Here is a 26,455-nt window from a genome sequence, read left to right on the forward strand (position 1 = left end):
GAGGAAGTAAAATGAGAAATAATCGTTACTTACCCACAGCCTTAGGATTATATATTAACTATATAATCCACGGTATGGGGGTAATCATCATTTCCCAGAATCAGAACATGCTCATGGAGCAGTGGGGTACTGACTTAGCGGGTATCGGTTCGGTTATTGGGTGGTTAGGTATTGGTCGTTTAATTGCAATTGTAATTTCTGGTCCACTCTCAGATAGATTTGGTCGTAAACCTTTTGTTTATTTAGGAATGGCAACCTACATGGCCTATTTCTTAGGACTTATTTATAGCCATAGCGTAGCGATGGCCTCTGTTTTCGCCTTGATTGCAGGTTTATCGAACTCATTTTTAGATTCAGGAACTTACCCAGCTTTAATGGAGTCATTCCCTGAAAATGCTGGTACTGCAAACGTCTTGATTAAAGCCTTTGTGCAAATTGGACAATTCCTCTTACCATTGATTATCGGTTTCTTAACCAATAACTCACTATGGTTCGGTTGGTCATTTATTATTGCCGTAGCTGTTTTAGGGATTAACATGTTAACCATGTGGAGAATGCCATTCCCTGATGAAGACGCTAAAGAACAGGCAGAAGAAACTGGTGGCGATGACTTTGTGTCTGCCGTTAAGTTCAAATCAAAACCTAAATGGTATATCGAAGGGATTGCCTTTGTAGTTTACGGGTTCATTTCCCAAGCAACCTTTTATTTAATTTCGCAATCATTAAATACTTATGGACAACTCGCAGCAGGCTTATCAATGAATGAGGCTAATGCTTTAATGTCTTACTATTCCGTTGGTTCTTTACTTTGTGTCTTTGTGACAGCTGTTATCGCGACAAGAATTCGTTCGGTAAAACTTGTTATGGGATACACCTTTATGTCTCTAGTTGCTGCAGTCTTAATGTGGCTATATCCAACACCTACTATTCTTAAAGTAGGGGCAGCCTTGATTGGTTTCTTTGCTGCTGGTGGTGTCATGCAGTTAGGTTTAACGGTTATGGGAGAAATGTTCCCTCAAGGAAAAGGTACCGTTACCAGTATCTTCTACACCTTTGGTAGTGTTGCTTCATGGCTCATCCCTAATATCACTCCTTGGTTAATTGAGAACTATGACATTAGCGCTGTGATGTTATTTGAAGTGATTATCGCTGCTATTGGTTTCGTTATCGGCGTGATTATCTTTATCCGTTACTATCAAGTTGTTGATACTAGTGAAGTACCAGAATAAAAGAAGGAGCAATTATGAAAGAAGTAGTTGTTAAGGACGTAGTTATTGGAAAGGGTCGTCCTAAGATTATTATTCCAGTGGTAGGTAAAAGTGAGCAAGAAATCATCGATACTTTCTCAAAAATCAACCAAGAGCCCTGTGATTTAATTGAATGGCGGATTGACCATTTTGATGATGTCTTAAAAGAAGGTGCTGTGGCATCCTTAAGCCATAAATTAAAAGAAGTTTGTTCAAAACCACTTTTAATTACTTTCCGTACTCATCATGAGGGTGGCGTTTGTCAATTAGGAGATGAGGGTTACAAAAAACTTTATCAATCCCTTATTGACGATGCTGACTTCGAGTTACTAGATATCGAAATGATGATGCCTGATGATATGGTTACTACACTGATCGAACAAGCTCATCAAAAAAATATCAAAGTAATTTTAAGTAATCACGATTTTGATAAGACACCTGAAAAAGCTACCATTATTAAGCGCTTAACCTTGATGGAAGAAAAGGGTGCTGATATCGCAAAAATTGCTGTTATGCCTAATGATAAAAGTGATGTAGTGACCTTGCTTAATGCAACTTTTGAACGTTCTCAGGTTTCCGAAACACCTTTAATTACTATGTCTATGGGGCAATTAGGTATGGTAAGTCGTTTAGCTGGAGAACTCTTTGGCTCCCAAGCGAGTTTTGGTGCCCTGGGTCAAGTTTCCGCACCAGGTCAAGCACCTGTAGAAGACCTGCATAATGTTCTTAATTTATTGACTTTAAATGCGGAATAATCGATGCGAGTAAAAGCCGCTTTCTTTAAGAGAGCGGCTTTTTGGGGAAGGAGGAAGAATTATGTTAGCCATTATTGCCTTATTAATGATTTGTACCTTTGTTTATTTCTTACTAAGTCAAAAATTAACTGTCGTGGGGTCACTATTGATCATTCCATTAGTATTCGGAGTAGGGATTGCTTTGTTCACTAATAGTGGATTAGATGCGGTTTTTAAGTGGATCTATGAAGGAATCTTTTACAGTATTGATGAAGTCAGTGGAGAAATTATATCTGGTGTCGCTCCAGCAGTCTTTCTGATATTATTTGCTATCTTCTACTTTAATATGATGCTGGATGTGGGACTCTTTGATCCTATCATTGAATTCTTTATTAAAGAAATGCGTGGCGATCCTCTACGTGTAACTATATTAACTGTTTGTTCATCAATTGCAGTTTCGTCAACCGGAGACACGACAACTGCAGTAATTATTCTACTCGCTGCTTTTGTTGACTTATATAAACAAATGGAAATGCGCTTACCTATATTGGCATTATTGATTATTGGTCCTAATACTATTTTAAATATGCTGCCATGGGGCGGACCAGCGGCGGTCATCTCATCGGCTTTGAATATTGAATTAATGGATCTTTCCTTTGCCCTATTTCCAGGAATGGCAGGAGGTATATTGTATACTATATGCTTAGCTTTCTATTTTGGGTATAAGGAGCGTCAACGTCTCAATTTTGATAAAGAAGCAGAATTAGATGAAGAGCAAAAAGAAAAAATGCTTGCCTCCATCCGTAATCGGCGAGTGGAATATAAACGGCCGCACTTGTATTGGGTGAATTTACTATTAACCTTTACTATTATCGGTTTGCTTATCTTAGGTTACGGGCATGGTTCAGTTCTATTCCTCTTAGGCAGTATTATAGGAGCCACGATTAACTTTGGGGATTCTACAATTGTTATGGACCGAACCCGTGAATACGTGGCTAGTGCTATTGCACCGCCGATGGCAACTTTGGGTGCTGGGGCCTTTAGTGGGATTCTCTATGGCTCTGGGATGTCCCAAGCCCTAGCCTTTGGCGTGGTTAAGGCAATTCCAAGGTTCTTAGGACAACATATGGCTTTAGTCTATACTTTAATAACTATTCCGGGCTTAGTCTTCCTTCCACAAGAAGCCTATTATTTCGGTATTTCAAGCGTCATGGTTAATGTTATGGAACAGTTTGGAGTAACTCCTTTACAAACTGGGGTAGCTTCCATGATTCCACAGGCTTTTGGTATGATTTCTCCAATTATTCCTGCTCTCTATATATTAACTGCCCAAACCCAACAAACTTTCTTTGAATATCAAAAACGCTATATTAAATATCTCTGGCCAATTTTTGCTATTTTCTGCATTATCTACATTTTAACTGGCAGTTTACCAGTATAAAAGGAAATCGATAAGTACTGAGTGAAACGGTGCTTATCGGTTTTAATTTGAAAGTGTAATAAATGACACTAATAGTGTATAAAAATTATTTAGTGTTTTTTGGATTGTGTTATATCTAGCAAAGAAAGGAGAGAAACTATTGATTGAATCCAATAAAAATAATAGATAAATTCCAGTGAATGACTTACAAAAATACTGGTATTAATATTGTATAACAACTCTCTGACTTTATTTATAATTTATATTAAAAACATAAAATAAATACCTAGTTTATATTGACTCATTAAACACTTTATATTAAATTATATGTAAGCGCATTCAGAAAACGTATACATGAAAGGTGATAAAAAGATGAATAAAAAATTAAATGTTGCAGTTATTGGTGCGGGGATTTACGGTATTCATCACGTTGATGTGTATAATCAAAGCCCTTATGTAAACTTAGTAGCAGTTTGTGACTTTAGTAGCAAAATTAGAGAAAATATCGAAAAAGATTATGGCGTAAAAACATATAGTGATGTTGAAACTATGTTATCTGAAGAGGAAATTGATGCTGTATCTATTGTTACACCTGATCATTTACATAGAGAACCTGCTGTCCAGTGTGCCAATGCGGGCAAACATTTATTAATTGAGAAACCTTTAGCTTCTACCGTGGAAGATTGCCAAGCAATTTTAGAAGCCGCTGAAGCAAACAATGTCAGAGTAGCCGTTGACTTTCATAAACGCTGGGACCCAACAGCTATTCATGTCTTTAACACACTAAACGAAGGCGATGCTTATCCAATTAGAGGCTATATGAGTATGGATGATATTGTTGATGTGCCCACAAAATGGTTTAAATGGGCTGACCAATCTGACCCTGTAAACTTCTTGGGGATCCACTGTGTTGATTTGATTCGCTGGTATATGGGCTGTGAAGCTACAGAAGTTTATGCTGTAGGTACCAAAAAACTTTTAGCAGATCAAGGTATTGACTCCTACGATAGCGTGACCTCTTTAATTACTTTTGAGAATGGTTGTCACTGGGTTGTGGAAAACTCTTGGGTTTTACCTTCTGGTTTTGCCAAAAATAATGATGGCCGAACAAGTATTTTAACTACAGATAACTATATTCGTGTCGATAACCAAGATAGAGGTATTGAAGTATTTGATAGTGAAAAACAACATACGCCGAACGTCTTCTTCTTTAACAACTTCTATGGTAAAGTCTTCGGTTTTGGTGCTGACCCTATTAACAGTTTCATTGATAGTTTGATTAATGATACAGAATTTGTAGCGGATGGTTACGATGGTTTACAAGCTACTAAAATTACTGAAGCCATTCACAAGAGTTTAGATACTGGAGAACACGTAAAAATTAAGTAATAGTTAGAAAAGGTGAATTCAATGGCTAATCAAAAAATGGTTAGAGTAGATTATCGTTTGGTTCATGGTCAAGTAGTTGCTAAATGGATTAAGTATAACCCAGTAAAAAGATTAATTTTGGTCGATAATGACCTCGTAAATGATGACTTTATGGGAGATATTTACCGTATGGCAGCTCCTGATCAAGAAGTTGATATTGTAGCTGTTAACGACTTACAAGCTGCTCTAGATAAAAAAGACGACAATGTCATGATTATATTTAAAGATATAAAGAGTGCTGAAGAAGCAGCCGATAGCGGAGTAGAGTTAGCTGAATTGAACGTTGGAGCGGTGCCAAGCTCAAAAGATAGAACAACCGTTATTCAAGGTGTATCTTTGTCGAAGGAAGAATTTGCTTCATTAAAAGCTCTACAGGAAGAAGGGGTAAATGTTTATTTACAACCCATTCCAGAAAATTCAAAGGTAGGCTTAGAAAGTGTTGAAAATAAAATTAAATAAGATTAAAAAGTTGTGAAAGGACTAACCTATGGACGGACAATTGATAGTTATGGCTATCGCAATGGGGTTAATATATTGGTTATCTAGAAGTATGATTGGTGGCTATTTTGCCTTATTCTTTGTAGGTAACGCAATTGTCGTAGGAGCTATTGCCGGATTCATTCATGGTGATATATTACAAGGTCTGATACTAGGTGGGGGGATCTCAGCCGTGTTTGCTGGGATTATTGCCCCTGGGGGGAATTTACCTACTGACCAAACGATGGCTGCTACTACAATGATTCCTATTGCATTAGCAAGCAATTTATCTGTGGAACAAGCAGTAGCTTTTGCTGTTCCTCTAGGACTAGTAGGTGCACAATTAATCAACTTAAGAAAAATTATTAATGTTAATTTTGTGCACATGGCTGATAAAGCGGTCGAAAGCTGTGACACAAAAGCTATTAGTAGAGATGCTGTATTATACCCAGCACTTACCGCATTCCCATTGCTATTTTTACCAGTTTTCCTTGTTGTTTTGTTAGGACAAAATGTAATGCTTTCAGTTCTAGAATTTATTCCAAGCTGGATCTTACATGGCTTAGAAGTTGCTGGTGGTGTAATGCCAGCTGTAGGTTTCGCACTAATTATTAATTCTATCGGGAAACCTAGATTAATACCATATACCTTAATTGGCTTTATTTTAGTGAAAGTACTTGGGCTAAATAATATCGTGACTGGTATTTTGATCATTAGTATTGCATTAATTGTTGTCTTTAATAAGAAAAATATTGATGAAACGGTTGGTGCATAATCATGAGTGAAAATAATGTGACGATTACAAAAAAAGACATTAATAATACAATGTTGAGATGGTATTTTGCGACTGAAATATCCTTAAACTACGAACGTATGCAGTCGTTAGCTTTTACTTATGCTTTTTTACCTGTTTTAAAGAAGTTATATCCTGATAAAGCTGACCTTCAAGAAGCTCTTAACCGCCACTTGGAATTATTTAATACTAATGCCACGGCTGGTGGGTTGATATTAGGTACAACTTTAGCGATGGAAGAAGAGAAAGCTAATAATGGGTCAATAAGTGGCGATGCAATCGTAGCGATAAAAACAGGATTGATGGGACCAGTTGCAGCATTTGGGGATTCTTTTAGTGCAGGGACACTGCAAACTCTCTTTATACTAGCAGCAAGTGCAGCAGCTGCTGCAGGGTCTTTCCTGAGTCTTTTATTACTTTTCATTGGTAACGCTATTCTTATGGCTGAATTAGTGATAACTACAAACTTAACCTATAAACGTGGTAGAGAAGCTATTAGAGATGTTCTTTCATCAAAGACCATGAATTATATACTTGAGGGTGCTAATATCTTAGGTATGGGAATGATGGGGGCATTAACAGCTACCATGGTAGATTTAACTACCCCGTTAAGTGTTACCTTTGGAGAGACGGCGGTTGCTCTGCAAGATAATCTAGATAATTTAATGCCAGGGTTACTAACTTTAGGCGTCTTATTCATATTTTATTATCTAATTAATAAAAAGCAGTTAAGTATTACTAAAATTGTTTTAGGGACTATCGCAGTATCCTTGGTACTATCCCTATTTGGTATTGTATAGAATGTTTGAGGTAGGTTATAAAATATGAAGGGTATTATTTTAGCAAGTCATGGGCAATTAGCGGATGGACTTTACGATGCATTAAAAATGTTTTCAGGTGATATCGAGCAAATCGCTACTTTATCCTTAAAACCAGAAGCTGATTTGAAAGAATTTATTGACTTACTAGAAGAAAAAGTGAAATTAGTTGATTCAGGCGACGGTGTAACTGTTTTTGTCGATTTATTATTTGGTACACCAAATAATTTAAGTGGTAAACTCTTAAAAGATGAACTCTATCAAGAGAAGGTAGATATCATTACCGGTATGAATTTACCAATGGTATTAGAATATACAAACAGTCGCATAGGCTCCCCTAGTGTCGACGAGATTATGTCTGTTGGAAAAGATGGTATTGCCTATTTTAATGATATCTTGAAAGATAGACAGTAGAGAAAATCGACTTATAGTTATAGGTTATATTATATTTGGTGCTAATGAGGACCACTGGGTCTTAATTAGCACCTTTTTTGATATACAAAAGCTATGGAAATTCCATACTGAGAATACAATCCTAACGCCGAAAAGCGTAGTCCATGACTCAATCCAATTATCATTAAGGCTATTTGATAAAAGGTGTTTTAAACAATACATTAGTTATCTCTAGAAATTTGGATCTTTAGTAACTATCAAATAGAGCACGGTTATGAAAAGTAAGCCCTTCAAATTATACATCTAATAATTTGGAGGGCTGTTACTTTGAATATTAATATGCGTGATCTTCATCATAATTTATATTGTCTACGGCAAAAGCGATTTAAGGAAAGGAATTGATTCACTATTTAAAGAGAAAGCTCTGCGGTTGTTCAAAATAAGACTCGCCAATTATTACATTATTTTCGAAAATTCGTTGTGAGAATGCTATTTAGTATAGCTATAAATGTACTACTTGTTCAAGAAAAGCAGATAAAGAGATAATAATTAGTGTAGATGTACCAATATCTATCTTTAATGATAGCCATGCGACCAAAGGTATCGTCTCTCACGAATTTCAGGAAATATGAACTAGAACTTCCTGTCTATCGTCAGGAAGAGGATTGGGAAAAGATGGGATTACCTTTATCTCGTTAGATCCTAATTAACTAGCAGGAAAATCTCCAGAGTATTACTTCAAGATGTTTTATTGATTGCTCTCTAAAAAGTTTATCAAACAGCATGTCATCCACATGGATGAAACGAGTTATAAGGTAATTGAGCATGAGAAAGAAAAGATCTATTATTTGCTAGCTTACTCTTCCCGAAAACCTTAGCAACAAATCTATCTTTATCACCATACCTCTGTACGATGGTTTAATTATTTTTCCAATGAATGGCTGCTTATGGAGACGTAATTCATTGTGACGTGTGGCAAGTCTATCCAAAATAGGGGGAGCGATTATTGCTGGTTGCTAGTCCCATTTAAGGGAGATTTTTATGAAGCTTTACCACTTTAAACTACCAAGATCAATTTGCCAGTTCAACAATATGGTCAATCTTTCATTAGAAAAGAAAGGGCTAGATTTATCGATAGCTGAACGAACGTCTAGATAAATGTCAGCAAACTTAAACATGAAAATTGATCGTTTTTTCAGATAACTTAGTGAGAAATCTCATACTGTTGGATGAAATTAGGAACGGCTATTGCCTATGCTTTTAAATATGAAGCGCATTCTCAGAGTTTTTTGTAAAACGGTACGGTTAAAATGAGCAATAATCCTGCAGAGCGTGGCATAAAAGCATTTGTATTAGATAGAAAAAATGGATATTTTCTACCTATTTGAAGGGTGCTCAGCATTTTGGAATCACTCTATCGATAATTGAAACAGCTAAGGTCGACGGTCTTGATATTGAAAAGTATCTCATCTTTTTATAAGTGTTATGCCGAATGAAGAAAGTCTAAGTGAAGGAGTACGTGAAGACTATCTTCCCTGGTATTCTGCTATTTAAGCGATCTGTCAAAAAATCAAAATATAAAATCCTTAGCTAACAAAAAATTTGATCATTTAAGCTTAAAGAATACTTTAAAATACTCATCGCTAACTTATCAAGATTTTTTAGAATTTAGTTTCTTATTTGACGTTGACTAAAAAATATAGAATGGAGAATTCGATTGTAAAATATATTAAATCAAATGAATTTTATAAATAAATTTTAACTAAAACAAATTACACAATACTATATATTTAAATATTTACTAGATTAATAAGGTAAACATTGGAATGAAATAATCAGTTACAACACTTAAAATTAACGTGAATAAAGGTAGTGATGGTAGTGGAAGCAAATATATTTAATTTTATAAAATATCTTGAAAAACAGGAGGGATATGTCACAAGTGATTCACTATCCCGTCTCTTTCATTTGTCTCCTAAAACAGTTTTAAATAGGATAGATCAATATAACGAATTACTTAAATCTTATGATATTTATATATCAAAGTTGCCTAGAAAAGGTATTAAATTGGAATTGAATAATGAGGAAAATATAAATACTTTTTTTGAAGATAATTATGTATATTTTATGACTCCGGATCAGCGTAGAGATTACATAATCATGAAATTGCTTATGTCATCATGTCCAATAAGCAATGATGAGTTTCAAGATGAATTATTTGTGAGCTATTCAACTCTTCAAAATGATTTAGTTTATGTTAGAGATTTATTAAAAAAGAATAATTTATATTTGTCAAATATCAGAAAGAAAGGTTATGAGATTAAAGGAGAGGAGAAAAATATTAGGCAATATTTTTCTCAATTTGTTAGTAAAAAGACAGAAATTATGTCTTTCTTTTCTATTGATTCAGAAATAAGAATTAAAAAGGATCTATTTTATATAATTAATCACCATGAATTTGATATATCTGATAATGCTTTTAATGATTTATTTAAACATATAGTAATAGCTATAAAAAGAATTAAACATATCAGTCACTCTGACATAGAAACATATAGATCTGATTTAGGTAATAATGAAGAATTTCCTGAAAAAGTTAAAAATGTATCTAAAGATATTGCAAAGTTAATAGAAAAAGAAACAGGAAAATTTATAAACAGAAATGAAGTAAAAATTATAATGATCAAACTCGCTACTTCACAAAGTGTGGATAATGAAGATGATATTGTTTTTATAAATAAAGTGAAAAAGATTGTTGATAAAATTGTTTACCTCATTAATATTTCGTTTAGATTTAATTTTGAACATGATTCTCAATTAAAAAGAAATTTATTATTCCATATTTCTCCCCTAATTTACAGGCTTAAGTATAATTTACAAATCGAGAACCCTTTAAAATATGAAATTATTAAAAAATATCCAGCAGGGTATATTTTAGCTAGAGTTGGTTCAAAAGTATTAGAAAAAGAATTTATGAAGGATATGACTCAAGATGAGATTGCATTTCTAGCATTACATTTTGCTGTTGCTATAGAAAAAGAATTGAATAAAGATGCTTTATTGCTTGATATTTTAATAGTTTGTGGCTCTAGAAGAGGAAGTGCTAAATTAATCGAATATAAGATTAAAGACGTCTTTGGACAATTGATTAATAGGATTGATTCTATAGGATTATATGGTTTAAAGGATATTGATGAAGAAAATTACGATTTAATTTTAACCACATTAAAAATTGATAGTGATACTAAGATTCCTATTTTAAAGATTAACAGTTTATTGAACTCGATTGATTTAAATGAATTGTCAATTGTTTTTAATCAGATATTCAAAGAAAAGCAAGGTAATATGACCTTTTCAAAAGATTTGTATTTAAATAATATAAGTGCAAAATCAAGGAATGATGCACTCTACAAATTAATTTCATTAGTATCTGATCAAATAAGCATTGATGATGATGCATTCCAACAGATAATTTTGAGAGAAAATATTATTACTACAGAAATTGGTAATCTTATAGCAATCCCTCATTCTTTAGAACCTATAACGCAAAGAACTACAATTGCTATTGGTATTTTAGACTCACCAATAAAATGGCATGAGCAAAATGTTCAACTTATTTTTTTGTTTTTGATGGGGGAAGATAATTTACCGATTAGCAAAGATGTTTATGATGTCATTAATTTATGTATGAATAATAAGGTTATTGTAAAGGATATTATTAAAACAAGAACATATGAAGAATTTTTAAATATTATTAACAATAATATAGGAGATGGATTAGATAATGAATGATGAATTATTGTATGATACACCTCCAAATAGTTGGGATGAAGCATTACCTATTGGTAATGGGACATTAGGAGCTATGATTTTTGGCAATGTTGGTAAAGAGAGGATTCAATTAAACGAAGATTCTCTTTGGTCGGGGGGATTTAGGGAACGAGGTAATTCTTTATCAAGTGATTCTTATAAAGATATTAGAAAATTGTTACAGAAAAAAAAGTTTGTTGAAGCGGAAAGAAAAATAAAAGAAACTATGTGGAGTTATTTTTTACATTCTACTCACTACCAAACTGCTGGAGATGTTTGGTTGGACTTTGATATGTATAGAACTCCCTACGAAATATTAATGGAAAAAGATGAAGTTGGAATTCCTAGAAGCATTGAAAAAGGGGAAAAGGCTAAAGATTATATAAGAAAAATTAATATAAAAGAAGGTGTGTGGCATTCCTCATACATATATGGTGGTCATCGGATTTCTAAAGAAGCCTTTGTATCGAAAAATAAAAATATAATATTTTATAAAATAAAAGGTGATGATCTTTCTTTTATGATTAGTTATACCCGAAAAGATAATGGCCGAGCAAAAGTAGCTAGTTATATTGATAAGGTCTACACCGATGGAAACAATTATATTTTTGGAGAAGGACATAACGGCTCTTCACAGGAAGGAATAGATTATTGCGTAGGAATTCGAGTCGATAGCAAAGGAGGAATTAGGGAGTCTAATGGCTCATCGATATTTATAAAAAATGCTCAAGAAGTATTAATATCAATTACTATTCGAACATCATTTAGAAATACAAATCCTAAAGAATATTGCAAAAAAGTTTTGTTAAGCAATAAATATAGTTATCAACTCATAAAAACTAGACATGTTGAGAATTTTGTGGAGCAAACTAGTCGGTTTAGTTTGGAATTTAGTGATAGTAGTAAAGAAGCAAATGAAATGACCAAATATCTCAATTACGGACGATATTTGTTAATTTCTTCATCGTATAAAGATTCGCTACCAGCTAACTTGCAAGGTATTTGGAATCCATATATATGGCCTGCGTGGGGTTCAGGGTATACCTTAAATGTAAATTTAGAAATGAATTATTCTTTCGCATTAAACATGGGCTTAATTGAGTGCTATATTCCATTATTGGAACATATACTTCGTATGTTGCCACATGGAATGAATGTAGCTAAGGATATGTATGATTTACCCGGTTTTGTGGCGCATCATAGTACTAACTTATGGGGAGATTGTATGGTTGGTGGCAATAATTTAATGGCAAGTCTTTGGCCTATGGGAGGCGCATGGCTAAGTTTAAGTGTTCTAAAAGTTTATGAATATACAAGGGATATTTCACTACTAAAAAGGTATTTTCCTATATTAGAAGAGAGTGCAAAATTTTTAAACTATTATTTATTTGATGATAATGGTAGATGGAGTACTGGACCTTCCTTATCTCCAGAAAATCAATTTATATATGAAGGAAGAGTACATTCTGCTTGTAATGGCCCATCAATGGATCTACAAATCACATATGAAGTATTTAAGTCCTATATTAAGGCATGTCAAATTTTAAATATAGAAAATGATTTATTGGAAAAAATTAAGGAAAAGATGAGTGATTTAAAACCTGTTGAAATTAGTGAAGATGGAAGAATCAAAGAATGGAATGAAGAATATATTGAACTTGATAAGGGTCATAGGCATCTTTCACATCTCTATTGTATGCACCCAGGGCGGTTAATATCTATAAATGATAAAAAAGAAGTTGAAGCGGTTCACAAATCATTATTAGAACGTTTAAAAAATGGGGGTGGGCATACCAGTTGGAGCGCAGCGTGGATTGCTAATTTATTCAATCGATTAGGCAAGCCAGAGAAAGCGACAGAATTTATATTTAAAATAATAAGCACTAGTTCTACAAACCATTTTTCTCAACATCCTCCCTTCCAGATAGATGGAAATTTTGGTGCTACCGAAGCGATACTTAATTTTATTATACAAGAAGAAAATAATAAATTGCTTATATTACCGTCAATCCCTAAATTTTTAGAATCAGGGGAAATGAAAGGGTACCATAGTAAATTTGGATGTGTAATAAATATAAAGTGGAGTCGAGGGAACTTAGATTTCTTAGAAATTAAACCTATAAACCAGATTAAGGATGTAATCGTAAATATAGAAATTTTTAAAAATAATAAGCCTTTCAAAGAGAAGAAATTAAGTATAAGTAAAAATGAAGTTTTAAAAATGAGGAAGGAAGAACTATAGATGATTGCTAAATTTGAACAGTTTGCTGGAAAAATGCAGCAAAATAAGTATCTTAGAGCTATATCTAGTGGGTTTGCAAGTCTAATGCCTATAATAATTATTGGAGCTTTATCTGTAATAATTGATCAACTAGCAATACCTCAATATCAAGATTTTTTGATTAATACAGGTTTAAAAGAATATTTACAAATTCCTAATTTAATGACTAATGGAATGCTTGCGCTATATGCCGCATTTTCAATCGCTTATCACTTAGCGCTAATATATGATCTTGATGGGTTTATGGCGGGGCTACAGGGTATTTTAGCTTTCTTGTTAGTACAACCTACAATTATAGTGAGTGAAGTTGAGGGACGAGCGTTTCTTACCTCACAATTTGGAGCTGAGGGAATTATAACTGCATTAATTCTATCTATTTTAACTGTTGAGATTATTAGATTATGTGAATCAAAGGGTTTTTATCTAAGAATGCCTGATAGTGTCCCAGAAATGGTGGAAAGATCATTTAGGTCGTTAACCACTGTTGCATTGGTGATCATATCTATAATTGTTATAAGAATTGTATTACAATCTACAGATTATGAAACATTTCCTAATTTGATTGCTGAAATAATAAGTGCGCCACTAAGAGCTCTAGGGTCTAGTTGGATTGCACTTGTTATTATAATGGCTATAGTTAATTTATTATGGTTTTTTGGAATTCACGGCCATTTAGTGGCGCTTAGTGTTTTGACTCCGATATATATCCAAATGGATTTACAAAATTTAGAAGCTTATCAAGCTGGTGAAACTCTACCCAATATTATAGGGAACTCTTTTATTTTTACTTACGCTTCTGGAGCATGTGTCTTGTTTGGATTAGTATTTGGATTAATGCGATTAAAATCTGAGAGATATAATACTGTAGGAAAATTAGCAACAGTACCAATGCTATTTGGAATAGGTGAGCCACTCGCTTATGGAGTGCCCTATGTTATGAATTTTAGGTTATTCATACCAGTTGTATTTTCTGCTAGCATCAATTCTGTGCTTGCTTATTTTGCTACTTTATTAGGTTTCTTACCTAAATTAAATGGTATACAAATACAGGGAGGAATGCCAGTTGTATTTACTGGATTTATTGCTGGAGGATGGAAGGTTGCAGCCTTCCAGGTATTCTTGTGTGCGTTAAACATTATAATATGGTGGCCATTTGTAAAGGGTATGGATAAAGATGAAGAACAAATGTTTGAAGAGTTAAATGAAATTGAGGAGTAAATTATGGATAAAAAAACAATTATGTTAGTTTGCGCTGCCGGATTAAGTACCAGTATTCTTGTAACTAATATGAAAAAATATGCCGCAAATAACGATTTTAATGTAGAGGTTTTTGCAACAGGAACTTCACAATTTGATACAAATATTAAGGAAAAGAGTGTTGATGTTGTTTTATTAGGTCCTCAAGTACGTTTTATGAAAGATGAATTTGAAAAAAGACTAACTGAAAAAAGAATACCTATAGCTGTTATAGATATGAAGGATTATGGTTCGATGGATGGAGAAAAGGTTCTAAATCAAGCATTTAAAATGATGGATTAAGGGTAGTGAAACTAATGAAACAAGATCAAATGGAAACAGTTATGGGAATTATAGTTAATGCAGGTAATGCTAAAAGTGAAACTATGGAGGCTTTAAAGTTAATTAAAGAAAAAGAATTTGTTCAGGCTAGAAAAAAACTAAATAAAGCTAATGAATCTTTAATTCTAGCCCACAATAAACAAACTGAATTATTAACATTAGAAGCTCAAGGAACAAGCGTTGATGTCGATTTAATAACAATCCATAGCCAAGACCACTTAATGAATGCTATTACTAATTATGATTTAGTTAAAGAATTAATTGAAATTTTTGAAGCCCTTTAAAAATATAATTGCAAGAATGAAGAAATATAAGAAGCCAGCAGGAAACAAACTGCTGGCTTTTTTCTTAAATCAAAATAGATTATTGAGGTATATATTATAAATATTTAAAAAGTGTTTCAGATTTGAAACACAAAATATACATAAATACCCTTTAATAAGAAACCGCTTACAAATATAATAGGAGTGTGGGAGTGAGCTAATATGCTATCTCAAAGATCATTAAACGTACTAAAAATATTATTAGGTAATAGTAATATATCAATTGAAGGAATACAATCGAAAACTGAACTGACACAAAGACAAGTGGATTATGACATAAATAATATTAATGATTGGCTAAAAAATCATGGATATAGACCTGTTTGCAAAAATAGTAACAATTTTTATTATATTGAAGATAATAAGAAAAGCATTATTAAAGATTTAGAAAATGTGAGTCTAAATTATATTTTCAATCAAAATGAAAGAAAAAAATTAATATTTCTATATATTTTTTTAGAATATGAACATGTTACATTAAATCATCTAATAAGTTTATTAGAAGTCAGTCGAGCTACAATTCATAATGATCTAAATAGCCTTTCAAGAGATCTAATTAACTATAATATCAGCTTAATAAATACTCGAGATAATGGATATCAATTAGACGGTAATGATAAATCGATTTCTTTCTACATGATGAATATTATCGTGAGTACTGTTTATTATGATGAGGAACATTTTTTCTTTAGAGATATTCTTAATTTCCAATATAAAAAGGGACTGGATAGATTTATAGAAAGGATAAAAAATGCCTTTCACATGCATCAAATAGCTGTTCCGAGTAACAATTTATATATTATTTCCTATATATTCTATTTTAGTTACATCAAATGGTCTCGAGATAAGAATTATAACAAATTAAAAAAGTATAAGCTGTTTTTAGAAAATTCCGAAGAGTATGGGTTGGCCTCTAAACTATTAAAGAATGAAGATAATTACCAGAGTTTATTATTATCAAGTTTAATTATTGCATATACAAATGGAAATATTGAAATGAAAACACCTGATAGAAAAAAAGTTCTATCTGTTATAGAAAGTATAATTGTCGAATTAAAAAGTAAGTATGCAATTTCGCTTAATGAGAAACAATTAAGGAGACAATTATATGCTCATATTAGACCCGCATTATATAGAATATTATTCTGCTACCCTATGGTTAATCCTTTAAAAGAGCAAATTAGAGATGATTATAGTGAATTATTTTCAATAATCAAAGATATAATTGATAAATTAAGAGTTTTTGACAATATAGAAATGATTGAAGATGAAATATCATATTTAGTTATCCATATTATTCCATTTCTATCCTTTAAAGAAATAACGACTGAAGTCAATCCACAAATATATGCAATAATAGTTTGTGCTAATGGGGTAGGGACTTCAAATTTGTTGTATAGAGAATTATCTGAACTTTTTCCAGAAATATATTTTGGTGAAGTGGTACCAATAGAATTCTTAGATACTGTTATAGATAAAGCTGATATTATATTTTCAACTCTTTTATTGGAAGTAAATAAACCTCAATTTCTCGTAAATCCAATTATGACAAATGTGGATCGAATGACCCTAATTAACAACGTTAATCAAGTTTTGGGAGAAAATAAAAATTCTATTTTGTATACAAGGATTGAAGAATTTTTAAAGGCAACTAAAGACTATATAGAGGTTAAAGATAAGGAAAAATTTATCAATAGTTTATTGTACTTATTATTACCTAAGCATCGAAACAATTTAAAACGGAGGCAGCCTATGTTAAAGGAAATAGTTACAGAATCGTTAATTCAAGTAAATATAAATGCTGAAAATTGGGAAGATGCGATTAACAAGAGCGCAAGTTTGCTGGAAAAAAAGGATATTATATCACATTCCTATACTGAGGCGATGATAAAAAACGTTAAGGAAAATGGACCATATATAGTTATAGGAAAAAATATTGCTTTACCACATGCGCGACCAGAGAACGGTGCAAAGAAATTAGGTATTAGCATCACGACTTTGAAAGAAGGGGTTAACTTTGGAAATAAAGAAAATGATCCAGTGAAATTTATATTCTGTTTAAGTGCGATTGATAATGCTTCACACTTAAACGCTTTAACAGAATTAATTGAGCTACTAAATGAACCATCTTTTTGCAATATGCTTGATAATGCTAACGAGTCTAAAGAAGTTATGGAGTATATTAATCAATTTAATTATGAAAATCAGTAGAGGCTTAGGAGGAAATTAATATGTTAATAAACACAGTATGTGGAAATGGGTTAGGATCAAGTTTAATTTTAAAAATTAATGTTGATAAAATTTTAAAGGAACTAGGAATTGATGCTCAGGTTGAAGCAAAAGATGTGGGGTCAGTACCGTCTAGTGATGCAGAATTATTTGTCACAACTACTCAATTTAAGCCCAATTTGGAAAATTTAGAAAAAAATATTGTTTACGTTAACAATGTTATGGATAAGGATGTATTAAAGGAACAATTAGAAGATTATTTTTCGAACAGGAGCTGATATAAATGCTAAATTTCATATATAGTTTTTTTAATCAACCGGCAATGATCATAGGACTTATTGCCTTAATAGGTCTTGTGGTTCAAAGATCCTCTTTTAATAAAATTCTTGTTGGAACTTCGAAGACTGTAATAGGTTTCTTAATTATGTCTTTAGGTGGGGGGATTATATCAGAAACTTTGGGAACATTATCTCCTGCTTTTGAAAACGCTTTTAACGTACAGGGAGTTATTCCAAATAATGAAGCAGTTATCGGTGTGGCACAAAATATGTTAGGTACAGAACTAGCATTGGTTATGGGATTTGGTTTTGTATTTAATATTTTAATTGCCCGATTTACCAAACTTAAATATATTTTTTTAACAGGACACCATGTTTTATTTATGGCAGCATTAATTACTGCTGTATTAGGAACGGCAGGGTTCCATGGAGTAGAACTAATAGCAATTGGTTCGTTTATATTAGGGAGCTGTATGGTCCTTTCCCCAGCTATTGTTCAACCATTCTATAGAGAAGTAACAGGTAGTGATGATATTGCAATGGGTCATTTTAATGCTTTATCTTACTCATTGACCTCGGTAATAGCAAAGGTTGTTGGAAATAAGGAAAAATCAACTGAAGATGTAGATGTTCCAGATAAATTTAGTTTTATGAGAGATAGTACTATTACTACAGCTATTGTTATGGTAATAATCTATTTGATAGTTTTTCTTTCAGCAGACTCAAATTTAGTTCTAGAACTTTCCAATGGTGACAATATTTTAATGTTTGCTATTGTAGAAGGATTGAAGTTTACAGCCGGATTCGTCATTGTCCTTCAAGGGGTTCGTATGATGTTAGCCGAGATTATACCAGCCTTCCAAGGTATCTCTGAAAAAATTGTTCCTGAAGCAGTACCTGCTTTGGACGTACCTGTTTTATTCCCTTATGGGCAAAATGCAGTAATTATTGGTTTTCTTTCAACATTAGTCGGCGCATTCATTGTCTTTCTATGCTTACCTTTTACTAATTTGCCGTTAATTATTCCAGGATTAATTCCGATTTTCTTTGTAGGAGCAGGAGCAGGTGTATTAAATAATGCACAAGGGGGTATAAGAGGAACCGTTATAGGAGGTTTGATTAATGGCGCACTGCTTATTTTATTACCCGCTTTTATGCTACCGCTATTAGGTGATTTAGGATTTACTAATACAACTTTTGGTGATGTTGACTTTGCATTTGTAGGAATTGTTCTGGGACATGCGTCTCAATTATTTAGTAAAACTGGAATTTATACTATTGTAGTAGCGCTAATAGCTTTCTTCGTAGTTTCTGCTGTATTACCAAGCAGGAGTAGTAAATAACCACAAATAATATTAATTATTAAAGGAGAAAACTTATGCTTAAGTATTTGAATAGCTTTTTTGACGAATATAAGGAAGCGTTAGATTCGGTAGAAAGAGAAAAAGTAAACAATTTGTACAAATTATTAAAATATGCACGTTCCAATAACAAAAATATTTTTATAATGGGCAATGGTGGGAGCGCCTCTAATGCAGGTCATTGGGTTTGCGATTTCAATAAAGGTTCAAGTTATAAAAATTCACTTCGATTTAGAATGATAGCATTATCTGATAATCTCGCCACTTGTTCTGCTATAGCTAATGATTTTGATTATCGATATGTTTTTTCTGAGCAATTAAAAAACTTATTCAATGAAGGGGATATAGTCATTGGGTTATCTGTTTCTGGTAATTCTGAAAATATAGTTGAAGGGCTAAAATATGCAAAAAGTCATTACGGAAAAACTTTTTCATTAATTGGTGGGTATAATGGAAAAATGAAGGATTATTCTGATGATTACTTAGTAATTTCTTCCAAGAATTATGGCATTGTTGAGGACATACATATGAATATCGGTCATTTATTATCACAATATTTCAAAATTGAAAATGAAAATGAAATTGATGAATAATATAGAGTTTAATTGTAGATAAATCAAAAAGGCGTCTGTTCAGAAAACTGACGTCTTTTTGATTATTAACTTCCTCACTCCACCAACAATTTTCCAATTTCACTGTCAATAATAATGTCGCTCACAATCCCCGGATGAGAAAGTAGGGCCTTAATACTAGCTGCTTTAACTTGTCCAGTGGCTAGTATGATAACTTGTGGAATATGCTTTAAATTATCGATGGTCAATCCTATCATACGGTTGGAGAATTCAGTGTCGACTTCTTTTCCTTCTTTATCAAAGAAAGAAGCTAACACATCCCCAACGGCTCCAGACTGTTTAATCATCTTGGCTTCTTCATCAGTCAAATAGCCCAGATTACGGTAACAAATAGGGTCTGTAGGGTTTCCGATACCTATGACTGCCACATCGACTGCTTTTGCCTTTCCTTTAACATTTTTGACTAACTCAGAGGAATTGAAGGCATGATAAACATCCTTATTTTCAGCAATTGCTGGTGCATAAAAGTAAGAAACCTCACTATGATATTTTTCCGCTAGTTGAAAGGCTAAGTGATTGGAATGGTATTTGATATCGTTAATACCAATTCCGCCAATTAAAGGGACGATTTCCTTAACTGGCGAATCCATATAGTTACTAGCTTGAACGTATTCATAAATGGTTGTTCCCCAACCGATTCCTATTGACCTGTAATTTTTGATATTACTTTGGATCAATTCACTACACTGAAAGCCCACTTCTTGCTTATCTTCATTATTATTGCCACTAGCTGGGACGATAATGACGTTGCTGAGTTTATACTTTTCTTTAATTGTTTTAGTAAGTTCGGCATAGGAATTACTATTGTGCTGAATTGAAATTCTAACAATTCCAGTTTCTTTGGCTTCTTTTAGGAACTTAGCTACGGTAGGTCGTGAGATGCCTAATTGGTTAGCAATCTCAGTTTGGGTTTTATCATCTTTATAATATAAAATAGCTGTTTGAACAATTAAATCATTGCGGTCGTACATCATGCTAGCCCTTTCTAATGATAATTTCTTCAATTATAATTTTATCATTTGTAAAGATGTTTATCAAAAGAAAAATATACCTTGACATGCATATTATAAAACGCTTACAATACAGATAAGAAGTGCATTTATAGAAAGGAAGTTAAACAATATGAAGGTTGATTCCAAAGAATTATTATTGGATGCTAAGCAAAAGGGCTATGCTATTCCGGCTCCTAACTTTATTGATCTGGATTCAGCACGTGCTTATGTTGAAGTCGCAGAGAAGCGTGGCTTACCGGTTATTTTATCTTATGCCCAAAAACACGTTGATATTATTTCCTTAGAAGAAGCAGCCTTAATTGGTAATTTCTTAGCAGACCGGGCTAGCGTTCCCGTGGTACTCCACTTGGACCATGGCTTTGATAAGGACTTTATCTTTAAAGCCATTGATTTAGGGTTTTCTGCAGCCATGATCGATGCTTCGGAAGCCAGTTTCGAAGACAATGTCAAAATTACTAAAGAAGTGGTCGATTATGCCCATAAATACAATGTGCCAGTCGAAGCTGAACTAGGCCATGTGGGGGCTAATGATTTATCTGAAGCTCGTGCCTTAACCGATTCGGTTTATACCGAGACTAAAGATGTGGTCCGCTTTGTGGAGGCAACCGGAGTGGATTCGTTAGCAGTTTCCATTGGTACTGCTCATGGTGTCTATTCAGGAACGCCAGAAATCAACTTTGACCGCTTAGAAGAAATCAATCAAGCCACCGACATTCCTTTAGTCTTACATGGAGGTTCTTCGTCAGGAGATGAGAACCTCAAAAAATGTGCCCAAAAAGGCGTTGCTAAGATCAATGTCTACACCGACTTCATCGTAGCGGCCTATGAAGCCATTCAAAAAGAACAACCAGCAGGCTATGTAGAAGTTAAAAAGACGGCTGATCAAGCCATGAAAGCAGTTCTTGACCATTATTATGATGTCTTTGAAACTAATCGTTATAAGGAAGGAAAATAAGCTATGTCTAAAGTAAAGGTTAAGTCCCCATTTTTTATTTTTAACCCCAAATCATTTTTATACGGAGAAGAATTATTAGCACTCGCTAAAGTCGCTGATCAAGAGGCTCAAAAACACTCAGACGTTTCAGTTTTCGTGACTTGCCCTTATGCTGACCTAGCGGCCGTTGCTCAAGCTACCGAACACATTATTGTCTCAGCTCAACATCTGGATGGCATTGAGCCGGGGAGAGGAATGGGCAAGGTCCTTCCTGAGTCACTGAAAGCGGCAGGTGCCAGAGCGACTTTCTTAAATCACGCTGAAAACCCCATGACTATGGCTGAAATCGTTCAAGCTATTCAACGGGCAAATGACTTAGACATTATTACCATTGTTTGTGTTGACTCCATGACAGAAGCGCAAGCCTTAGCGACCTTACATCCTGATATTATTCTTTGCGAACCCACTGAATTGATTGGAACTGGTCAGACTTCTGATGCCTCCTATATCGAATCAACTAATGAAGCCATTAAGGCCATTGATGAGAATATTTTAGTCATGCAAGCGGCAGGCATTTCGACCGCTGCTGACGTTCGTCGCACTATTGAAATGGGAGCTGACGGAACTGGCTGTACCAGCGGAGTGACTAAAGCTGACGATCCCAAAGAGATGTTAAAAGATATGATTCAAGCGGCAGCAAAAGCAAAATAGAAAGGAAGAGTAAAATGACTGTTTATAAAGAAACCATCACAGTCCAATCTACCGGAGAGCAACCAACCTATGTTAACATTAGTGCCCAAGTGCGCCAAGCCATTGAAAACAGTGGCGTTCAAAATGGAATATGCGCAGTGATCTCCCCACACACCACCTGTTCAGTCTTCTATGAAGAATATGCCCATGATATGACTGAGGATGGGGTTGAGTCTTTACAGGCTGACTTGAATAATGTCTTAGAGAAAATTATTCCCTACCACACTAGTGCAGATACCTATATTTATCCAGGGGAAGAACACTATAAGGCAGTGGCTTCTTGGCCTAATGTAAAGGACTATCTGCCTAATAATTCTCCTTCCGACTTATGGAATGGTGATGCCCATTTAAAAGCCACTTTGATTGGTTCCAGTCAAGTTTTTGATGTAGATGAAGGCCAATTAGGGGTAGGTTCTACCGGCCATATCTACTTTGCAGATTTTGATTGTGCTAGACCAAGAGAGCGTAAATGTGTTATTAAAGTGATGGGTGACTAAGCTTATGCCAGAGGAAGTAGTAGTCGTTACAGGAGGGTCTAAAGGTATTGGCCGAGCTATCCTTGAGAAATTCAATCAAGCAGGCTACCTTACGGTTAACCTGGATCTAGATGTCGAGGCTGGTAGGGAATTAGCAGAACAGTTATCTTCTCAAGCGCCGAGTCATTTTATCCAAACGGATGTTTCTAATTATGAACAGGTCTTAGCTGCACGTCATCAAATTATTGACCTATATCATCGACTTGATTTCTTAATTATAAATGCTGGGATTACCTATCGCCATAGCCTAAAAGAGATCAGTATTAGCGAATGGGATCGAGTTATTTCAGTTAATCTCAGTAGTAGCTTCTATCTTATTAAGGCGTGCTACGATGATTTAGTTGAAAACAAAGGAAAGGTTGTCGTGATTTCATCAGGGTCAGGAATTACTGGGACTGGTGGTGGCGGACACTATGCCGCTTCTAAAGCCGGGCAAATGGGATTTGTTCGTACCCTAGCTAAGGAATTAGGCCCTCAAGGGGTTAATGTGAATAGTGTTGCACCACGGGTTATTGAATCAGATATCTTAGACCAGCTCTATCCTGATGAAGCTAGTCGCCAGAAATTGTTAGAAAAAATACCCATTAGACGTTTTGGAAAAGGTGAAGATATTGCCAATTTAACCTTTTTCTTAACTCAAGAAGAAAGTTCTTATATTCATGGGCAAATCTTATTAGCTGATGGTGGTAGAACCTTTTAGGAGAAAATAAAAAAATGACTTTATGGCCGTGTCACCATAAAGTCATTTTTTATATATTATTCATTATAAAACGAGCAGTATCAATATCGATAATTAATTCATTAATATAATCACTTTTGATTGCAGAGAGGATGCTATTGTGTTTCTTTCTTCCGCCAGCGACACAAATTTTTCGTGGAATTTGAATAAAGTCTTGGGCAGAAATACTGATACGCCTTTCTTCTAATTCTGGTAAAACCTCCTGACCATTTTTATTAAGAAAGATAATCGAAGCAATATCACAGGCAGCTTCACTTGTTTGGATAAGAGAAAGTTCATCCTCAGACAGGTAGCCAGTTGAACGGATGGTTGTTTCTTCATCATTAGGATTACCGATACTAAATAAGGCGATATCTGCCTTACTGGTTTTATGAATTGTTGAGATAACATTCGGATCGTTGAGATACATATTTGCTGCATTTTTTGTTTGAGCAAAAGCTGGAGCAAGTATTGTTGTCGATTTTGCTAAGTAATTTTCTGCTAATTGGTTGGCGATTGAGTTGGAGTGCATGTTAAAGTTTTGGTCACCATGACCGCCAATTAAAGGGGTGAAGGTAGATCTTTTATTTAAATTACCATAGCTATATTTGGTTAATTCTTTCAAAGTTTTACCCCAACCGACGGCAATAATCTCTTTTTCTTCAAGGATAGTATTTAGATAATTACCAGCAATTTTAGCTAAACTTGCTCTAACATCGTGGTCATGAATATCAGTAATCATGACATTTTCTAAATGAAAATGTTCTTTGATGACCTTTTCAAGGTGTTCATAGGAGGGAGAATCATTGACTGTTACGGTAACAATTCCCGCATCCCGAGCTTGTTGAAGCATACGTGATACTTTAATTCTAGAGATATCAAATTTTTCGGCGATTTCATTTTGGGTCATATTATGGTAGTAATACATTTTAGAGACCGCAATCAAATCTTTCTTACTGTTCATTTGTTCAACTCCCTTTGCAATTTATAATTTTAATTGACAGAGTAAAAAAAGACAAGTATAATTTGATTAAAGTAACAAATGTTAATTTTATGAACAAGTGATCTTAAATGCTTAAGTGAAAAGTGAACAAATGATCAATGGAGGGAGAACCTTGGAGAAAGTCAGTTTAACACCGGATGTTTCCTTATCACGGATTGCTTTAGGTTTTTGGCGCTTAGCGGATGAGAAACTTTCGAAGTCCTACTTTTTAAGATTTATCGAAGAAGTTCTAGACTTAGGCATAACGACCATGGACCATGCTGATAGCTATGGACGTTATACGGAAGAAGCGATCTTTGGCGACTTTTTAAATGGTAGAAAAGACTTAAAAGAAAGAATGGAATTTGTTTCTAAGGTTAGTCTCGTTTATCCAGGGGAACATGCTCGAGTAAAATATTATGACAATAGTAAAGACTACATTATTAAGCAAGTCGAAGGCAGTTTAAAGAAATTGGATGTTGACCAGCTCGATGTCTTGCTATTGCATCGTCCCGATTGGCTGCAAGATCCAGAAGAAGTCGCCCTTGCATTTGACCAGTTATATAATGAAGGGAAAGTAAGAAGTTTTGGAGTCTCTAATTATTTACCGTCTCAATTTCGGGCCTTAGAGAGCTATTTAAATCAGTCTTTAGTGACTAATCAAGTCCAATGTTCCGCGATTAATTACGAAAACTTTGAGAATGGAACGATTGACCTATGTATGGAGAAGAGAATCCATCCCATGATCTGGTCGCCTTTATCAGGAGGAGACTTGTTCACTAGTCAAGAAACGAATATAAAAGAAGTTCGTTCCGTGATGGAAGAGATTGCGGAAGAAATTGGAGCCCAGTCAATCGCTGAAATTGCTTATGCCTGGTTGCTAAGACATCCAAGTAAAATGATTCCGATTGTTGGATCTTACCGGACCGACTATGTTGAACCCGCAGTTTCAGCTTTAAAATATCAACTCACAAACGAACAATGGTATATGATTTGGACTGCTTATAAGGGACATAAGGTTCCATAATATAGAAAGGAAAGAAGACATGAAACAGGAAGAATTTGTAAAATACATTGACCATTCCTTACTCAAGCCTGAGTTAACTCGTACAGATTATATTGAAGGCTTGAACTATGCTAAAGAGCTTGGGGTAGCCTCTGTATGCATTAACCCTCATCGCTTAGATTTAGCTCGCGAGATTTTAGCTGATAGTGATGTTGTTATCGGAACAGTCATTGGCTTCCCTTCAGGAGCTCACACTACCAGAAGCAAAGTCTTTGAAGCGATTGAAGCTTATGCTAATGGAGCTAGAGAACTTGACATGGTGATTGATGTTGGTGCCTTAAAGGACGGCGATTATGATCGAGTAAGAGAAGATATAAAAAGTGTGGTTGAAGCAACCCCGGCCTGTGTCAAAGTCATCCTTGAAAACGCCTATCTCACTGATGAAGAAATTGCCAAAGGGTCTGAGTTAGTTGAAGAGGCTGGGGCAGATTTTGTTAAAACGTCAACAGGTTTTGCTGCCTCAGGTTCAAAAGTAGAAGACCTTAAACTAATGAGACAAAGTGTTTCTGACAAGGTAAAAGTCAAAGCGGCAGGAGGTCTATCGACTTACGAGGACTGCCTAGCAGCTATTGAAGCAGGAGCCGATCGAGTGGGTATTAGTCGAACTAAAAAAATTCTTGAACAAATGAACAGTTCAAACAGCTGAAAGTAAAA

Annotated in this window: 25 protein-coding genes and 1 pseudogene; 24 read left to right on the forward strand and 2 right to left on the reverse strand. The window is 34.2% G+C overall.

Translation table 11 applies throughout. The features are described 5' to 3' along the window. Positions 1-11: 11 nt before the first annotated feature. The 18 genes and pseudogenes from JFU01_RS05645 (at position 12) to JFU01_RS05730 (ending at position 19,763) form a co-directional block, all read left to right on the forward strand. Entirely contained in the window at positions 12-1,229 is a 1,218-nt protein-coding gene (locus JFU01_RS05645) for an MFS transporter (RefSeq protein WP_195856179.1), read from the forward strand. 14 nt (positions 1,230-1,243) lie between these two features. Then, on the forward strand, positions 1,244-2,002 hold the full coding sequence (aroD, locus tag JFU01_RS05650; protein ID WP_195856180.1) for a type I 3-dehydroquinate dehydratase: 759 nt from the start codon (positions 1,244-1,246) through the stop codon (positions 2,000-2,002). Between the two features lie 61 nt (positions 2,003-2,063). Next, complete coding sequence (locus tag JFU01_RS05655; RefSeq protein WP_198434198.1) at positions 2,064-3,422, forward strand: CitMHS family transporter; 1,359 nt, start codon at positions 2,064-2,066, stop codon at positions 3,420-3,422. 351 nt (positions 3,423-3,773) lie between these two features. Beyond that, positions 3,774-4,790, forward strand: coding sequence for a Gfo/Idh/MocA family protein (locus tag JFU01_RS05660; RefSeq protein ID WP_195856182.1), 1,017 nt, complete (start codon positions 3,774-3,776; stop codon positions 4,788-4,790). Positions 4,791-4,811: 21 nt separating this feature from the next. Beyond that, on the forward strand, positions 4,812-5,288 hold the full coding sequence (locus JFU01_RS05665) for a PTS sugar transporter subunit IIB (protein ID WP_195856183.1): 477 nt from the start codon (positions 4,812-4,814) through the stop codon (positions 5,286-5,288). Positions 5,289-5,316: 28 nt separating this feature from the next. Next, a complete protein-coding gene (locus JFU01_RS05670) occupies positions 5,317-6,081 on the forward strand; it encodes a PTS mannose/fructose/sorbose/N-acetylgalactosamine transporter subunit IIC (protein ID WP_111846146.1) in 765 nt (254 codons plus the stop codon). A gap of 2 nt (positions 6,082-6,083) precedes the next feature. Next, positions 6,084-6,899 carry a PTS system mannose/fructose/sorbose family transporter subunit IID gene (locus JFU01_RS05675; protein ID WP_195856184.1) on the forward strand — a complete coding sequence of 272 codons (816 nt, stop codon included), beginning with the start codon at positions 6,084-6,086 and terminating at the stop codon, positions 6,897-6,899. 24 nt (positions 6,900-6,923) lie between these two features. Continuing rightward, positions 6,924-7,331 carry a PTS sugar transporter subunit IIA gene (locus JFU01_RS05680; protein WP_195856185.1) on the forward strand — a complete coding sequence of 136 codons (408 nt, stop codon included), beginning with the start codon at positions 6,924-6,926 and terminating at the stop codon, positions 7,329-7,331. Positions 7,332-8,617: 1,286 nt separating this feature from the next. Next, positions 8,618-8,698 (forward strand): annotated as a pseudogene (locus tag JFU01_RS09010) (hypothetical protein); the annotation flags it as partial. Between the two features lie 493 nt (positions 8,699-9,191). Then, positions 9,192-11,102, forward strand: a complete 1,911-nt coding sequence (locus JFU01_RS05690; RefSeq protein ID WP_195856186.1) for a BglG family transcription antiterminator — start codon at positions 9,192-9,194, stop codon at positions 11,100-11,102. Continuing rightward, the gene (locus JFU01_RS05695; RefSeq protein ID WP_195856187.1) at positions 11,095-13,362 is read left to right on the forward strand and encodes a glycoside hydrolase family 95 protein; all 2,268 of its coding nucleotides are present in this window, start codon (positions 11,095-11,097) and stop codon (positions 13,360-13,362) included. The genes JFU01_RS05690 and JFU01_RS05695 overlap by 8 nt, the downstream gene beginning before the upstream one ends. Further along, the gene (locus tag JFU01_RS05700; RefSeq protein WP_195856188.1) at positions 13,363-14,619 is read left to right on the forward strand and encodes a PTS sugar transporter subunit IIC; all 1,257 of its coding nucleotides are present in this window, start codon (positions 13,363-13,365) and stop codon (positions 14,617-14,619) included. A gap of 3 nt (positions 14,620-14,622) precedes the next feature. After that, entirely contained in the window at positions 14,623-14,940 is a 318-nt protein-coding gene (locus JFU01_RS05705) for a PTS sugar transporter subunit IIB (RefSeq protein ID WP_195856189.1), read from the forward strand. Positions 14,941-14,954: 14 nt separating this feature from the next. Continuing rightward, positions 14,955-15,263, forward strand: coding sequence for a PTS lactose/cellobiose transporter subunit IIA (locus tag JFU01_RS05710; RefSeq protein ID WP_195856190.1), 309 nt, complete (start codon positions 14,955-14,957; stop codon positions 15,261-15,263). 201 nt (positions 15,264-15,464) lie between these two features. Next, the gene (locus JFU01_RS05715; protein ID WP_195856191.1) at positions 15,465-17,513 is read left to right on the forward strand and encodes a BglG family transcription antiterminator; all 2,049 of its coding nucleotides are present in this window, start codon (positions 15,465-15,467) and stop codon (positions 17,511-17,513) included. A 20-nt stretch (positions 17,514-17,533) separates the two neighbouring features. Further along, on the forward strand, positions 17,534-17,809 hold the full coding sequence (locus JFU01_RS05720; protein ID WP_195856192.1) for a PTS sugar transporter subunit IIB: 276 nt from the start codon (positions 17,534-17,536) through the stop codon (positions 17,807-17,809). Positions 17,810-17,814: 5 nt separating this feature from the next. After that, a complete protein-coding gene (locus JFU01_RS05725; protein ID WP_111822205.1) occupies positions 17,815-19,152 on the forward strand; it encodes a PTS ascorbate transporter subunit IIC in 1,338 nt (445 codons plus the stop codon). A gap of 35 nt (positions 19,153-19,187) precedes the next feature. Then, complete coding sequence (locus JFU01_RS05730; RefSeq protein ID WP_195856193.1) at positions 19,188-19,763, forward strand: SIS domain-containing protein; 576 nt, start codon at positions 19,188-19,190, stop codon at positions 19,761-19,763. 74 nt (positions 19,764-19,837) lie between these two features. Here JFU01_RS05730 and JFU01_RS05735 read toward each other — a convergent pair whose 3' ends face one another. Further along, positions 19,838-20,776 (reverse strand): sugar-binding transcriptional regulator, encoded by a 939-nt coding sequence (locus JFU01_RS05735; protein WP_230086945.1) that lies wholly within the window; start codon positions 20,774-20,776, stop codon positions 19,838-19,840. A gap of 148 nt (positions 20,777-20,924) precedes the next feature. On the opposite strand from JFU01_RS05735, the gene JFU01_RS05740 reads away from it, so the two are divergent. The 4 genes from JFU01_RS05740 to JFU01_RS05755 are packed head-to-tail and all read left to right on the forward strand — an operon-like array spanning position 20,925 to position 23,735. Next, positions 20,925-21,770 (forward strand): class II fructose-bisphosphate aldolase, encoded by an 846-nt coding sequence (locus tag JFU01_RS05740; RefSeq protein WP_195856194.1) that lies wholly within the window; start codon positions 20,925-20,927, stop codon positions 21,768-21,770. Between the two features lie 3 nt (positions 21,771-21,773). Continuing rightward, positions 21,774-22,460, forward strand: coding sequence for a triose-phosphate isomerase (locus tag JFU01_RS05745; RefSeq protein ID WP_195856195.1), 687 nt, complete (start codon positions 21,774-21,776; stop codon positions 22,458-22,460). Between the two features lie 14 nt (positions 22,461-22,474). Then, a complete protein-coding gene (locus tag JFU01_RS05750; protein WP_195856196.1) occupies positions 22,475-22,996 on the forward strand; it encodes a YjbQ family protein in 522 nt (173 codons plus the stop codon). A 4-nt stretch (positions 22,997-23,000) separates the two neighbouring features. Next, entirely contained in the window at positions 23,001-23,735 is a 735-nt protein-coding gene (locus tag JFU01_RS05755; RefSeq protein ID WP_195856197.1) for an SDR family NAD(P)-dependent oxidoreductase, read from the forward strand. Between the two features lie 49 nt (positions 23,736-23,784). On the opposite strand, the gene JFU01_RS05760 is transcribed toward JFU01_RS05755, so the two are convergent. Next, the gene (locus JFU01_RS05760) at positions 23,785-24,717 is read right to left on the reverse strand and encodes a sugar-binding transcriptional regulator (RefSeq protein ID WP_111822212.1); all 933 of its coding nucleotides are present in this window, start codon (positions 24,715-24,717) and stop codon (positions 23,785-23,787) included. Between the two features lie 151 nt (positions 24,718-24,868). Here JFU01_RS05760 and JFU01_RS05765 point away from each other — a divergent pair, with 151 nt between their 5' ends. Then, positions 24,869-25,762, forward strand: a complete 894-nt coding sequence (locus tag JFU01_RS05765; protein WP_195856198.1) for an aldo/keto reductase — start codon at positions 24,869-24,871, stop codon at positions 25,760-25,762. A gap of 19 nt (positions 25,763-25,781) precedes the next feature. Further along, positions 25,782-26,447 carry a deoxyribose-phosphate aldolase gene (deoC, locus tag JFU01_RS05770; RefSeq protein ID WP_195856199.1) on the forward strand — a complete coding sequence of 222 codons (666 nt, stop codon included), beginning with the start codon at positions 25,782-25,784 and terminating at the stop codon, positions 26,445-26,447. Positions 26,448-26,455: the final 8 nt, after the last annotated feature.

It is taken from the genome of Aerococcus sp. Group 2, from assembly GCF_905125285.1.
GTDB lineage: Bacteria > Bacillota > Bacilli > Lactobacillales > Aerococcaceae > Aerococcus > Aerococcus urinae_E.

What these genes read in the sequence shown, in the direction of transcription:
- JFU01_RS05645 (WP_195856179.1), top strand. Translation starts at nt 12, where the DNA reads ATGAGAAATAATCGTTACTTACCCACAGCCTTAGGATTATATATTAAC.
- aroD (WP_195856180.1), top strand. Translation starts at nt 1,244, where the DNA reads ATGAAAGAAGTAGTTGTTAAGGACGTAGTTATTGGAAAGGGTCGTCCT.
- JFU01_RS05655 (WP_198434198.1), top strand. Translation starts at nt 2,064, where the DNA reads ATGTTAGCCATTATTGCCTTATTAATGATTTGTACCTTTGTTTATTTC.
- JFU01_RS05660 (WP_195856182.1), top strand. Translation starts at nt 3,774, where the DNA reads ATGAATAAAAAATTAAATGTTGCAGTTATTGGTGCGGGGATTTACGGT.
- JFU01_RS05665 (WP_195856183.1), top strand. Translation starts at nt 4,812, where the DNA reads ATGGCTAATCAAAAAATGGTTAGAGTAGATTATCGTTTGGTTCATGGT.
- JFU01_RS05670 (WP_111846146.1), top strand. Translation starts at nt 5,317, where the DNA reads ATGGACGGACAATTGATAGTTATGGCTATCGCAATGGGGTTAATATAT.
- JFU01_RS05675 (WP_195856184.1), top strand. Translation starts at nt 6,084, where the DNA reads ATGAGTGAAAATAATGTGACGATTACAAAAAAAGACATTAATAATACA.
- JFU01_RS05680 (WP_195856185.1), top strand. Translation starts at nt 6,924, where the DNA reads ATGAAGGGTATTATTTTAGCAAGTCATGGGCAATTAGCGGATGGACTT.
- JFU01_RS05695 (WP_195856187.1), top strand. Translation starts at nt 11,095, where the DNA reads ATGAATGATGAATTATTGTATGATACACCTCCAAATAGTTGGGATGAA.
- JFU01_RS05700 (WP_195856188.1), top strand. Translation starts at nt 13,363, where the DNA reads ATGATTGCTAAATTTGAACAGTTTGCTGGAAAAATGCAGCAAAATAAG.
- JFU01_RS05705 (WP_195856189.1), top strand. Translation starts at nt 14,623, where the DNA reads ATGGATAAAAAAACAATTATGTTAGTTTGCGCTGCCGGATTAAGTACC.
- JFU01_RS05710 (WP_195856190.1), top strand. Translation starts at nt 14,955, where the DNA reads ATGAAACAAGATCAAATGGAAACAGTTATGGGAATTATAGTTAATGCA.
- JFU01_RS05715 (WP_195856191.1), top strand. Translation starts at nt 15,465, where the DNA reads ATGCTATCTCAAAGATCATTAAACGTACTAAAAATATTATTAGGTAAT.
- JFU01_RS05720 (WP_195856192.1), top strand. Translation starts at nt 17,534, where the DNA reads ATGTTAATAAACACAGTATGTGGAAATGGGTTAGGATCAAGTTTAATT.
- JFU01_RS05725 (WP_111822205.1), top strand. Translation starts at nt 17,815, where the DNA reads ATGCTAAATTTCATATATAGTTTTTTTAATCAACCGGCAATGATCATA.
- JFU01_RS05730 (WP_195856193.1), top strand. Translation starts at nt 19,188, where the DNA reads ATGCTTAAGTATTTGAATAGCTTTTTTGACGAATATAAGGAAGCGTTA.
- JFU01_RS05735 (WP_230086945.1), bottom strand. Translation starts at nt 20,776, where the DNA reads ATGATGTACGACCGCAATGATTTAATTGTTCAAACAGCTATTTTATAT.
- JFU01_RS05740 (WP_195856194.1), top strand. Translation starts at nt 20,925, where the DNA reads ATGAAGGTTGATTCCAAAGAATTATTATTGGATGCTAAGCAAAAGGGC.
- JFU01_RS05745 (WP_195856195.1), top strand. Translation starts at nt 21,774, where the DNA reads ATGTCTAAAGTAAAGGTTAAGTCCCCATTTTTTATTTTTAACCCCAAA.
- JFU01_RS05750 (WP_195856196.1), top strand. Translation starts at nt 22,475, where the DNA reads ATGACTGTTTATAAAGAAACCATCACAGTCCAATCTACCGGAGAGCAA.
- JFU01_RS05755 (WP_195856197.1), top strand. Translation starts at nt 23,001, where the DNA reads ATGCCAGAGGAAGTAGTAGTCGTTACAGGAGGGTCTAAAGGTATTGGC.
- JFU01_RS05760 (WP_111822212.1), bottom strand. Translation starts at nt 24,717, where the DNA reads ATGAACAGTAAGAAAGATTTGATTGCGGTCTCTAAAATGTATTACTAC.
- deoC (WP_195856199.1), top strand. Translation starts at nt 25,782, where the DNA reads ATGAAACAGGAAGAATTTGTAAAATACATTGACCATTCCTTACTCAAG.